The following is a 12432-nucleotide window of genomic DNA, read 5'->3' as shown; positions in this document are numbered from 1 at the left end:
GGCTGCGATCTTTTGACGTTGATTGTTCAAAAACAAGATCAAAAGATCGCAGCCTGCGACAGCTCCTACAAGGCATATCACTCTTCTGCGGAACCTTCCGCGCGCCAGTAGCCGACGGCTTTGATGAACTGTTCATTGAGCCCATGCTCATCCAGCAGCACCCGACGGATCTGCCGCGAGACCTTGGTCTCGGTCGCCACCCATGCATACAGATTGCCCTTGGGCACCTGCAACTGTTTGACCGTGGTCAGCAGGTTGTCCTTGCCACCTTCACGCAGGACCCAGATCACATTGACCTGCGCCGCACTCTCCAGCAGTTGTTGCTCGGCACCGTTTTCCACTTCGATCACTACCAGCGCCTTGCGATTGCTCGCCAGATCTTCGAGGCGGCGGGCGATGGCGGGCAGAGCGGTTTCATCGCCAATCAGCAGGTAGCTGTCGAAGATGTCCGGCACGATCATCGAGCCGCGCGGGCCGCCGATGTGCAGGAATTGCCCAGGCTGGGCCTGCTCGGCCCAGGTCGAGGCAGGGCCGTCGCCGTGCAGGACGAAGTCGATGTCCAGCTCGAGTTTTTCCAGGTCATAGCGACGCGGGGTGTAGTCGCGCATCTCGGGCAGTGGGCCGTTGTCCTTGCCGGCGCCGAGCACCATGGTTTCCAGCGCCGCAGCCTGTTCGGCATTCTGCGGAAACAGCAGCTTGACGTGATCGTCGGTGCCCAGGCTGATGAACCCCGCCAGTTCCGGCCCGCCGAGGGTGATGCGGCGCATGCGCGGGGTCAGGTCGACCACGCGCAGGACTTCAAGTTTGCGGCGTTTGATTTCGTGCATCACGCGGTGAATGGTTTGGGTATCGACTGCAGTCATTCGGCTTTCTCCGGGGCAGATTGAACGGCAGGGCCGTCGACGATGGCTTTGGCGGTGTCGTTGAGCAGCGCGGCAACCCGCTGGATTTCTTCCGCGCTCCAGCGTCCGTGGTGCAGTTGCAAGGCGTGACGCAGGTTGTGCACTGCCTCGTGGATTTCCGGCGGCCGGTCATGGCCGCGCAACGAGCGTTTGCTGACGTCGATGCGCATGCGCACGCCGTCCAGCGCTACCGCTTGCTCGCTTAGGGACAAACGACCGGCGTCGGTCACGCTGTAGCGTTTTTTGCCGGCCTCGGCGTCGCCGCTGATCAAATCGCTTTCTTCAAGGAAGGTCAGGGTCGGGTAGATCACGCCGGGGCTGGGGCTATAGGCGCCGTCGAACATGCCTTCGATCTGGCGGATCAGGTCATAACCGTGGCACGGCTGCTCGGCGATCAGCGCCAGCAGCAACAATTTCAGATCACCGGGGGCGAAGACCCGTGGGCCGCGTCCGCCGCGTTCACGCCCGGGGCGTTTTTCGAAGCCGTCACGGCCGTCGCCGTGTTCGCGGTGATGGTGGGGGGAATGATGGTCTCTCATTTTCATGCTCTCTCGTCGTGTTTAGATACAACTTAAGATATATCTTTAGGCGTTGACAAGGGTTCCTGACCAACGGCGCACACCTGACTGATCGAATCTGCGGTCGAAAAAACCGGAAAATGATCAAGAAAACGCAGTATTAAATCCCCCGGCAAAAGCGCAGATTAGTGCTGATTCTCTAATGTTCCGTTTCGCCCTTTGTTTCCGGGAAAGTGTGGTACATGTCTTACGGAAGTTGCTATGAAGTTGTGGCGCGTGCAGTCATTCGGCTGGCGCACTGTAGTCTGTATCTTACAGTTGGACAGGAACTTTCCTGAATTTCACGGTTTTTTCTTTCCCATCTAATGGCGTCCAGGCTACAAGGTCGCAGGACGTTGCCTGCTTACTTTAAAGATAAATTGGTTGAACATTCTTCGGCGTTGAAAGTTAACGGTTAGCACTGACTGCTCGTGACTGTTCAGTTCGCCGTGACTGCTCGACGACTCAACTAATTTATATAAGACAGGTATTCAATGATGCTCAAGAAACTCGCCTTTGCCGCCCCTCTGACTGTCCTGGCCATGAGCGCCTCGATGGCGTTTGCCGCCACTGAAGCCAAGCACTCCATCAGTCTCGTGGCGCACGTACCGGCTGACGACTTCTATGCGGTGCCGGTGGATGCCGATCTGGTCAACAAGGATCAGGACATGAGCTACAACCCGGCCACCAATTCGATGCGCGAAGTCAACGGGCACTTCGACGTGCTGCACACGGCCGGCAAGGTTCATGCACGTCTGGAAGGGGTGCCGAAGCTGATTGGCGGTAACAACACCATCGACCTGAAAGTCGAACTCAACGGCAAGACGCTGACCACCACTTCGCAGGAAGTGGTCGGTGATACCGAGTCCAATACGCGTTATCGCGCGCCCTTCAAGATCAGCGCTACCGGTGCCAAGCCGGCCGCTGGCGATTACACCGGTGTGGTCATGCTGGTCGTCGAACCTTCGGTTTGAGTCATAACGGCAATACCTGACGTTACTTGTCCAGTAACGTAACCGGCCGGCAACTTTGAAGTTGCCAGGCCGGGCTTTTACTTCCGGTAATCAGAGTATTAATCCATGTATCCGATGACGCCCATCGCGGCTGCGCTTGCCTTGCTTTTGAGCAGCAGCGTACTGGCGGCGCCGCCTCCAGTCGATAATACCCCGCGAAGTTTGCTGGCTCAGGCGAAAGGTCTTCCGGCGGACTTTGAAGAGCATTTCTTTGATGTGCCTTTGGCGGTTCGTGTCGAACTTGATCAACAACCGCTGGGCGAGGCAATGATTATATTGTCGCGCGATGATCGCATTACCTTGCTCGACTTCACCGACACCAGTGACAGCCGTATCAGTGCCGTCGAGCGCGAAACCTGGGCCAGTCTCCTCAAATCCGGCGTAGCGCTTGGCAACTGCAGCGGGCAATGCCCCGAGCAACTGCTGGCGGTGCATTACAACCTGGAAAATTCACTGCTCTCGATCGCCACCGAAAACGCCGAGCGCGATCTGCACACGCAACGCTTCCATGAGCAACCCGAGGGTGGCAGCAGCGGTCTGATGCTGCGCAATCAGCTGAACCTCAATGGCGGCCAGAACCAGGATCTGGGTGGCCGTTTCGGTCTGGAAGCCAGTGCCAGCCTCGGCAACTGGAGCCAGTCCTTCAACATGCAGCTGGCGCGCCTCGGCGGGCCGGACACCCAGACCTATCACGCGGTACACGAGCTCTACACCCAGCGTGAACTGCAGGGCAGTTTTTTCCGCCTTGGCTATTTCACCCCCAATTCCGAAGGCCTGACCCGCCAGCCCCGGTCGTTCGGCACCAGCCCGGACACGGCGGTGGGCGTGATGTATGGCAGCTCCGACAGCTTGGCGGTCGACAGCCCGCGGCCCAGCGTCTACCCGATTTTCGTCACGGCCAATCGCCAGGCGTCGGTGGAGATCTATCGCGATGGCCTGCTGATCAACACGCAAGCCGTGCCGGCCGGTTTACAGACGCTGGATACCCGGCCCTTGCCCGGTGGCATCTACGAAGTCGAAGTGCGCCTGATCGAGGATGGCCAGACCACCGCGACCACACAGGAGCTGGTCTACAAACCGGTGAACTGGCAAAACCTCGACCAGCGCTGGCGCTACAACGTGTTCGCCGGGCAGGAGAGCAAACTGCTGAGCAATTGGGAGGAACAGCAAAGCGGTGATCTCACTGCCGGCGCCGCCCTCAACTACCTGCTGCACCCGCGGGTGATCCTTGGCCTGTCGGCGCGTCAGGTACGCGACACCTTGCAGTACGGCACCTCGATCGACTGGAGCCTGGCCGACAGCATCAGCCTCTTCGCCAACCTCTATCAGACCGAAGACCACGGCACCGGCGCCGATGTGCAGGGCCTGTACAACTATGGCGCCGGCAGCCTGGTGGTCAGTCACAACCGCAGTTGGCTCGACACCCGCAACAGTTACGACACGCTGCCCGACGGCACTCGCGTACGGCAACGCAATGTGTTCACCGGCGAAACCAGCAACTCGTCGCTGGCGCTCAACCATCGCATCAGTCGCAAGAACTCGCTGAGCGCGCGGGTTTCGCACAGCATGGGCAACGTCGAAGGCGTGGGCATGGACGTGGGCTGGACGCAGCGCACCGAGCTGTTTGGCAGCGATGCCAACTGGCGGCTGTCGCTGTTCGACCGGCCGGGCAGCTACAGCAGTGGCGAGGCGCGTAATCGCGGGATCGACCTGAGCATCAACATGGCGCTGGGCGGGCCGGGGCAGCAGATTTCCGGCAGCATCGGCAGCCGCACCGCCCGCGATGGCGGGCGCGACAACAATGGTTCGATCGGCTATCGCAAGGATCTGCAGAATCACATTCTGCAAAGCGTTTCGGTCACGGCGCTGACCGACACCTACGGCGTCGGTCTTTCGAGTCTGGCCAACTTTCGTACCGACTGGGTCAATGGCGACGGCTTCGTGCAGCGCTCGTCCTACAACGGCAACTTCACCGGTGGCGTGAACCTCGACAGCAGCGTGATCGTCGGCGGTCAGCAACTGGTCATGACCAGCCAGCATCAGGGCCGTGGCGCCGGGATGATTGTCGATGTCGAGTCGGATATCGCCGACATCGCCCTGCGCGCCGACGACCTCAGCGGCGGCAGTTCAGCGCTGCGGCCGGGGCGCAATTTCATCCCGCTCACGGCGTACCGCAACAGCTCGGTGGGCTTTGATTTCGAAGGTAATCACGTTCCGGCCGCCAACATCGAACCGTCTCGCGCCCGCTATCACCTGAACAAGGGCGGCGTGGAGTACCGCAAGGTGCGGGTGATGAAAACCGTCACCGTACTCGGACGCCTGCTCGACCCCCAGGGCCAGCCGCTCAAAGGCCATCACGTGATCAATCACGCCAGTCGCGGGGTCAGCGAAGTCGACGGGTTTTTCTCGATGGAGATGCACGCCGGCTCACCGACCCTCGAAGTGCGCTACGCCGATCAACTGCTGTGCCAGTTCCGGCTCGACCCCGACCAACACCGTAGCGAAAACAACGTGCTGATGATCGGCGATTTGCGCTGCTCGCCGGACACGTTGGCCGACGTCACCCAAAAGGCTCACACCGCGGGTTGATCCGGCCTGCTTCAGGAGATTTGCAGACATGAACGTCTCACCCTTGGCTACATACCTGCGTCGCGGGCTGGCCGCTGTTGTGCTGGTCGCCGGCACGGCATCTGCGGCTCACGCCGAACAGGTGTCGATCACCGCCGAGTTCAAGCCGGACTCGTCTTATCCGCACCGCAACAAGTTCCACAACACCACGCCCTCCAGTGGTTACTGCACCTACGACCCGGCGCAGTGCGAGCAGCACGAAATATTCAGCTTGCAGGTGCCGATTCAGTTCAACGCTCGTGCGCCGATTGCGGCGAATCATCCTTCGCCGCGGCAAGGGGCAACGTTTCAGGTACCCGTGCAGTGGCGTGAGCTGACGGTCTATCACGAGACCACCCACGAGCCGCAAATCGTCAAGGTGCGGATCGTCGGTATCGGTTCGCGCTATGTGACCGAGAACGTGAAGAAACTGGTGGAGGGCGCCGAAGACGATCGCATCGCCCACAATCTGTTGTGGGGCTCAAGTTGGGTCTATGCTCCGGCGCCCTGTCAGTACAGCGGTGTGGGTTGGTACTCCCCCAATTCATACTCGTTTTTCTGGAAAACGCCAGCGGCTGCTGCCTGTACCAAACAGGCGAAGTTCGATGTGCCGTGGTTGCGTCTGGAACACCTCGATTTTGCCTATGAACTGGTCACCCCCGATCCGCTGGGCATGTCGTCGGGGGACTACAGCGGTTCGCTGACCTACAGCGTCGGGCCGAATGCGGATTTCGATTTTGGCGATGTGATGTTGCCGTCGAGTTCGTCTCTGACCTTGAACTTCAATCTGAATGTGCAGCACACCCTCAAGGTCGACATCCCGCCCGGTGGCGAAAAAGTCCGCCTGGTTCCCAACGGTGGCTGGCAGAGCTGGCTGCAGGCCGGACGGCGGCCGGTCGGGCTGTTCCGCGACCAGACCTTCAACATTTCGGCGTCATCGCGTTTCAAGATGCTGATCAATTGCGGTCCCGGAGTAGGTGCCGAGTGCGGATTGCAGGACAGTAATAATTACCGTCGAGTCGAGCTGTACGTCAGCGTCAGCATGCCCAACGGCATAACCGATCTTGCCGGCCAGCCGGTGCGGCGCATGCCATTGAAGCCCAGCGCCGGGAATGCCCTGTATTTCAAGCCCGGTTTTTATGTGGATCGAGCACCGGGAACCCTGCATTTCGAAGTTCGGCCGCATTCGATGGCAGAGATGCTGCAGCCCGGCGTGAGCGACAGCTATTCCGGCACTGTCATTGTGATCTGGGATTCGGATATCTGATGGGCCATTCAGCGATGAGTCGAATCGGCACTGTGTTCAACGACCAAGGAATCAAGGTGATGAAGCGTCTGGTGTTAGCAATGGTTTTGAGCGGGCTGCCCTTTGCCCTGCAGGCCGGCCCGCAGATCAATGTCGGGACGGTCTACGACTATCTCGACGGTGACAAGAGCACGTACCTGAAACGGGTATTCAACAGCGGCGACAGCACTGCATTCGTCAAGGTCAACATTCTCGAAATCCTCTATGACGCCGACGGCACCTCGCGGGAAATCGAGGTCAGGAGCCAGGCCGACATGAGCAGTCGAGACGGCCTGATGGCCAGCCCCGCGCGGCTGATCGTGCCGGCCAACGGCATGCAGGGTACGCGTCTGTTGATGATGGGCGAGCGTGACCGGGAGCGCTATTTCCGCGTGCGGTTCATCCCCGTTGTCCCGGAAAAGGAAGACGAATTCGCCGTGTCCGCCGAGGAGCGTGAGCAATACAAAACCACCTTGTCGGCCGGGGTCAACGTCATGACCGGTTTCGGTACGGTGTTCTTTGTGCGCCCGAAAGACAGCCGTTTCGACAGCGTGATCGAAGACACCCCGACAAGCTATCGAGTGCGCAATAACGGCAACACCGTGGTGCTGATCGACGAGTTTCGCAATTGTGCGCTGAAAGACGAAACCGCCTGCGAGCCAACCACCAAACACCACATCCGCGCAGGCAACAGTTTCGAGTTCGACAAGCAGTCCGGACGTGAATACCGCTTCAATCTGGTGGAAGGCGACAGCAAGAAGTCCCTGCGTGTAGCCGGCCTCTCATCACGGGGTGACCTGAGATGATCAAGCCATCGTTGATGACTCTGTGCGCGGGCGTTCTGACCCTGTTCAGCGCGGAATCGTTTGCGGCACGTGAAGAGCACCGGTTCGAGGTGTCGGTGGATATTCCGACGCTGGGTTTTTATGTAATACCGGCCGAAACGGACTGGATTCATCGTGCGCAGATTCTGCCGTGGAATATCAGCACCAAGAGCCTCGGCGGATTGCGCAAACACTTCGACCTCAGGCACGACACCAGTGCCATCGAGGCCCGCCTGGAGAACGTAGCGTTTCTGTCCAATGGTCGCGAGGAGCAGAACATTTATCTGCGCGTCAGCTTCGCCGATACCGTGCTGACTCACGAGACGCCGCGTCAGGTGGTTTCTGCAGAGCAGGCCAGGGCCGGCGGGCGTTATGCGCTGGAGATCCAGCCGATCACGCCCGCCGGCGGCTACAAGCCGGGGAATTACTATGGCAACGTGCACCTGATCTTCAATGCGGCGGCGCCCTGAGGTTGCCCGGTCTGCTCGATGTGCAACGAGCAGACCGGCGCGCCGTTATCAAAGCCCGGCGCGGGTCAGGGCTTCACGGGTCAGGCGACGCGCGAGCTCTTTTTCGTCATCCGCCAGATCGACCAGCAGCCGCTCGAACAGCGTGTCGCTGATCGGTTCTTCATTGAACACCACGGTTGCCGGCGCCGGCAGATCGTTCATCAACGTCTTGAGCTGTTCGCGCAAGGCTGCGCGTTCCTCGGCCACGGTCGATTGCACCCACTGGCGCTGGATCTCGCGCAGCGATTCAAGGGCTTCGTAGCGGTGCTGGAACAGACGCTTGTTGCTTTCCAGGCGCACGGGATAGCGCTCGCTCAGGTACTCTTTCCAGAAGTCGAGCTCAAGCATCTGGTTGACCAGGCCATCACCTTCACCCAGCGCCAGTACCGTGTCGCAGGCCTGATCGATCATCGCGTCAGTGACGCCGGACACCGCCCGGTACAGCATGCCCTCGGACTGCCAGGGCAAGCCGAGACGTTTGGCCAGGCCGGTCTGGTAGGCCAGATAAACCTCCACGTCGTCGGGGTTGCCGCCACGGCTGGCGACATCGGCCCGGGCGATTTCGTTGACCTGTTCCAGGCGCGCCGCGCCTTTGGCCAGCGTCACCAGTTTCTGTTCCAGTTCCTTCGGCTCGACCGAATAGGCATGCGCCTCGTAGGCCAGCACGTTCACCCCCATGTGGTTGAACAGCTGCGTACCGGCATCGGCACAGTCCACCGGCGCCACCACCATGGTGAACAGTTTTTCGCGTAAGCGACTGTCGACGTGCACGGCGTCGAGCATGCGCCAGACGCGTTGCATCAACTGCTCGCGCGCCGTTCCACCAGCACGGAAATCGGCAAACTCACGCACGCTGAGCAACGTCGCCATGAACGGTGCGGCCATGGGATCTTCCACCAGCTCTGTCCACGGTGTTTCGCGATCAATGCCCCAGCCCGGCACGTCGGACCAGTAGTCGGCGCCATAGTTGGAGATGATCGAGGTGCCCGGGATGGCGACCGGCATGATCGGCTCCGGTGGCAGTGCCATCGAACGGCGACTGTCCTGGTAACGCAACTGGTTGAGATCAGACAGGGCGGCGACGTCCAGACGCGTGCGCGCCACCAGCCATTGCCCATCGGAACCGCTCGGCACGTCGGGGATTACCGTCAGCGGGTTGCCGCGCAGATCGAGCAGCAGACCGCGTGGCCGTGGCTTGGCCAGAATGCCGTCCGGCCAGGTGGTCAGACCGGTGTTCTTCAGCGCCACCACCTTGAGGCGCGGCATGCGCGACAGATCAGGCGACAGCCCCAGCGGGTTATCGTCCATTCTCAGCACTTCGAGGTAGGTCAGGCTGCCCAGCCGCTCGACGGCGGCACGGTCCAGCACAATGTGGTTGTTGTTCAGACGCAGACGTTCGAGGCGGGGCATCGTGCTCCCGATGCGGTCCGGCAAGCGCGTCAGCTCGCAGTATTTGGCACTTAGCTCGACCACGTTCGGAAAGTCTTTGAGCAGGCCGTTGGCGTCGGGGGAAAACCGCGCGTTGTCGAGATTGAGCAGCGTGACCTTGTCGAGAAATTTCTTCAGCGGCGGACGTTTCGCCCACCAGGTTTCCAGATCCGTGGAGAGCAGTTCCAGCGACAGGTCCAGCGCATAGGCCGACGGATCGGTGCGGTTGCCCAGGTGCGCGTTCTTGCGTTCGAAGCAGTTCAGCAGACTTTCGTAGATATGCAGCCCGCCACCGTCACGGAACCCCTGACTGCCCGGCCCCCAGCTCTCCGGTTGCTGATAGCGCCAGCGATGGACGATGACCCGCAGTTCATCGAGTTCATCTTCATGTGCCTCGATGGCCTTGAGCGGCTCGCCGCGTTCGGTCAGGGCATTGGCAAACGCTTCGACCTCGCTCGGGCTGAAATGCGGATGCAGATCCTGGATGCGTTGCTCCAGCGTGGCGGCATTGCGGCTCAGGCCCGGGCCGCGCACCAGAAACAGGGTGTTGTATTCAGCGATAGGGCGGATCGGCGGACTGGCGAGTAGCGTGCGCCGCTCGCTGGGGGCTTGGGTTCTGGCGATGATCCACTGCTTGAACGGTTCGATGTCGTCGGTTCGATACCCCAGGGCACTGCGGCCATCGTGATTGATCGCCTGCAGGATTGCCTCGTACAGGCCACTGGCGGGGTGGATCGGCAGGTCCGCGCCATCGCGCACTTGATAGCGATCGGCAGCAACCCGCACCAGCACCCGGATGCGCTCGGCGACCGCGGCACCGGCTTCGCAGCGCAACTCGCCATCGAACGTGCCTTCACGGATTTCAATCCGCAGCGCCCCGAAGGTATCGCTGTAATGCCGCAGCGCGCCGAGGATCAGCCGTTCGCTGTCGATATTGCTCAGGGCTTCCTGCTGCAAACCCTGGGCGGCGCGCACGGACTGCAATTCAAACTGCACCTCGCGGGCAGTCGTGCGCAAACGCAAGGGCAAACGACGTTGCGCCGTGGCTTGCTGCTGTTCCAGCGGTCGGGCATGAGACACCACCCGTTCGGCGAGAACCGGCGTCAACTGTGGACAATCCACCAGCACCTGGCTGGCCGCCGGCGACAGTGGCGCGTCGGGCTGCACCGGCCGCGCCGGGCCAAGTCGATCCAGCGTATCGCTGAGCAATGGCGGCGGCGGGGTGTTGTCCACATGCATGCGGCGCAGCATGTCCTCGTCGGTGCCGGTCAGCAGGCGCATGTGCTCCAGTTGCGCGTCGCTGAAACCATCGGTGCGATGGCCGATGCGTCGCAGCAGTTTTCGCCCGTCCCACAGACGCGGGTTTTCCGTTTCACAGACCCAGGCCCCGTCGGCGTTGTGCGCAAGCGTCGGTGCGTAGGCCCGGGGACGTCGCGGATGGCGCAGGCGGTGTTTCCCGGAAGCCGGATCCTTGGTCACCTCGAACAGGTGTTGATCCAGGCGCAACAGGTGTTTGTCCCCCAGCGTATGAACGCCGTGCGCATCGGGGCGGGCCGGGCTCGGCAGGGTCTGTTCCGGCAGGCGATAGGGCGCCAGATCCGGATTCCACAGGCGGGTCTGGCCATCGGCCAACTGCACCGGTTTCAGGCCTTCGACAAACGACGACAGCTTGACCCGTGCGACACGTCCCAGGCTGGCGCCAGCGGCGAAGGCGCCGAGCTGGACGATGCTTTGCAGCACGCCAATGGCTTGCTCACCCGCTTCGGCCAAATGCCCTTCGGCCATGTCGACGATGCCTTCAAAGACGCCGTCGAGCAGTTGATACGTGGTGTAGGCCAGCATCAATTCGCCGAGCCCCGGCACCAGCGGGGTCACCACCAGCAGCGCCACGTTGAAGATATCCGAGAGGATTTTCCCCAGGTTGTCCCACCAGGCCCAGCGGGCCATGCGGTCGGCATACTCGGTGGAAATGGCGATCTCCCGGGCGTCATTGAAAATCTTGTTGAGTTTCTGCTGATGGAAGTAGGCCCAGAGACTGCCGGTGTAACGGGTATCGCGATCGTCCTGGACTTTCGTCAGACGAAAGCGCAGATCGGGGTGATCCACAGGCGTTTCGCGCCAACTGGGCAGGTGGGTTCCCGGTGGTACTACGTGCCATTTCACGGTGCTCAGGCGGGCGTTCAAGCCTGTAAAAAAATGCCCGCGCTGCTGATGGTTGACGAACTGGCTGAAAAACCGCTGATAGCTGCCGGCGGAGTCGCGGTCGCGCAGTTGCCGCGTCAGTTCCGCCATGAAGTCCAGCGCCGAGGGGTATTGTTTGAGCGGATGTTCCGGGTCATGGGGCACATAGGCAATCACCGGAACCGGGGCATTGGCGGTGTCCACGTCAGGGGCTATTAGGGTGATACCGGTCAGCGCCGTATCCATCATGGCGAGGTTGTAGTAGTTGATGGCACGCCCGCGCCAGCGCAGGTTGCGCCGGTCATCGAGCATGCCCTGAATGACCTCGTAGGCGTCGCGGTCAATGTCCTTTTTTGCCAGAGCCAACTGGGCACAGACGCTCAATGTACTTTTTTGACTGAAGATAACCCGGTACTGCAAAACCTGGCGGGCCACACGGTTGCCCGAGCGCAGAAAATCGTTGAGATGCTGCTCGTATCGGGCGCCGATATTCAGCTCGCGGCACAGTGACTTGAACTGCTCGATACTCACTTTGTGCTTGAGCGGCCTGACCGTGAAGTGGCCATTGGCGTCGGGGCGGGTAATGAACTCCGAGGCCGGGCTGAACGCTTCATCGCGGGAGAAATTATGCAATGCTGCGTCGAGCAGCGAGACGGTCCGGCTGGTGGTTGCACCGGCAAAGTCATGGGCCCACCACGCGCTGTTGACGGGGGCGTACAGGCGCAGCCAGGTGTTCTCGACGTCGTCCTCGACGCCGAAGCGCTGTCGCAACGCCTGCTGTAATAACGGTTTGGCGAAGGCGTAGACGTCTTGCAGACTGCTCAAGGCCTTGTCCACTTCGTTTTGTGCTTTCCAGGCATTTTGCATCTGCTGTTGCAGACGCCGGTGTTCGGCGTCCGATACCTCTTGATACCAGACCGGCAGTTTCAGTCGGTGCAGCTGCAATTCATTGACCCGCTTTGCTGAGCTTGCGCGCAGCCAGGCCGGGATGGCTTTTTCGATCGTCTGATAATGAACACTGACATCCGGTGAGACGAGGTGCGCCGTGCGTGGCGGTTGCCCCTGCGGGGAAAGGGTGGGCATTGCTGGATCGTCCTTGATCAAAAATGGAACGATCAGCCTAGGC

At 60.8% G+C, this 12432-nt stretch carries 8 protein-coding genes; 5 read left to right on the top strand and 3 right to left on the bottom strand.

The window, feature by feature from the left end; all coding sequences use genetic code 11:
• Window positions 1-77: 77 nt before the first annotated feature.
• Together JN524_RS07370 and JN524_RS07365 are read right to left on the bottom strand one after the other, a co-directional pair.
• Window positions 78-863 (bottom strand): siderophore-interacting protein, encoded by a 786-nt coding sequence (locus JN524_RS07370; protein ID WP_202368961.1) that lies wholly within the window; start codon window positions 861-863, stop codon window positions 78-80.
• A complete protein-coding gene (locus JN524_RS07365) occupies window positions 860-1441 on the bottom strand; it encodes a PadR family transcriptional regulator (protein ID WP_027612106.1) in 582 nt (193 codons plus the stop codon). Before JN524_RS07365 ends, JN524_RS07370 begins: the two co-directional genes overlap by 4 nt.
• Window positions 1442-1956: 515 nt before the next feature.
• Here JN524_RS07365 and JN524_RS07360 point away from each other — a divergent pair.
• The 5 genes from JN524_RS07360 to JN524_RS07340 all read left to right on the top strand — a co-directional run bounded on the left by JN524_RS07360 (window position 1957) and on the right by JN524_RS07340 (window position 7658).
• Window positions 1957-2433: a CS1 type fimbrial major subunit gene (locus tag JN524_RS07360; RefSeq protein WP_177416203.1), complete on the top strand. Its 477-nt coding sequence runs from the start codon at window positions 1957-1959 to the stop codon at window positions 2431-2433.
• A 105-nt stretch (window positions 2434-2538) separates the two neighbouring features.
• Complete coding sequence (locus JN524_RS07355) at window positions 2539-5061, top strand: CS1-pili formation C-terminal domain-containing protein (RefSeq protein WP_202368960.1); 2523 nt, start codon at window positions 2539-2541, stop codon at window positions 5059-5061.
• Between the two features lie 28 nt (window positions 5062-5089).
• On the top strand, window positions 5090-6346 hold the full coding sequence (locus JN524_RS07350) for a hypothetical protein (protein ID WP_202368959.1): 1257 nt from the start codon (window positions 5090-5092) through the stop codon (window positions 6344-6346).
• A gap of 59 nt (window positions 6347-6405) precedes the next feature.
• A complete protein-coding gene (locus JN524_RS07345; RefSeq protein WP_202368958.1) occupies window positions 6406-7170 on the top strand; it encodes a molecular chaperone in 765 nt (254 codons plus the stop codon).
• A complete protein-coding gene (locus tag JN524_RS07340; protein ID WP_047599333.1) occupies window positions 7167-7658 on the top strand; it encodes a CS1 type fimbrial major subunit in 492 nt (163 codons plus the stop codon). Before JN524_RS07345 ends, JN524_RS07340 begins: the two co-directional genes overlap by 4 nt.
• Before the next feature lie 48 nt (window positions 7659-7706).
• On the opposite strand, the gene JN524_RS07335 is transcribed toward JN524_RS07340, so the two are convergent.
• Window positions 7707-12389 carry an NEL-type E3 ubiquitin ligase domain-containing protein gene (locus tag JN524_RS07335; protein ID WP_202368957.1) on the bottom strand — a complete coding sequence of 1561 codons (4683 nt, stop codon included), beginning with the start codon at window positions 12387-12389 and terminating at the stop codon, window positions 7707-7709.
• Between the last annotated feature and the right edge of the window lie 43 nt (window positions 12390-12432).

The sequence above is a fragment of the Pseudomonas sp. MWU318 genome, assembly GCF_016756945.1.
GTDB lineage: Bacteria > Pseudomonadota > Gammaproteobacteria > Pseudomonadales > Pseudomonadaceae > Aquipseudomonas > Aquipseudomonas putida_A.
The sequence above is the reverse complement of the archived record's forward strand: the minus strand, read 5'-3'. Positions and strand labels throughout refer to the sequence as shown.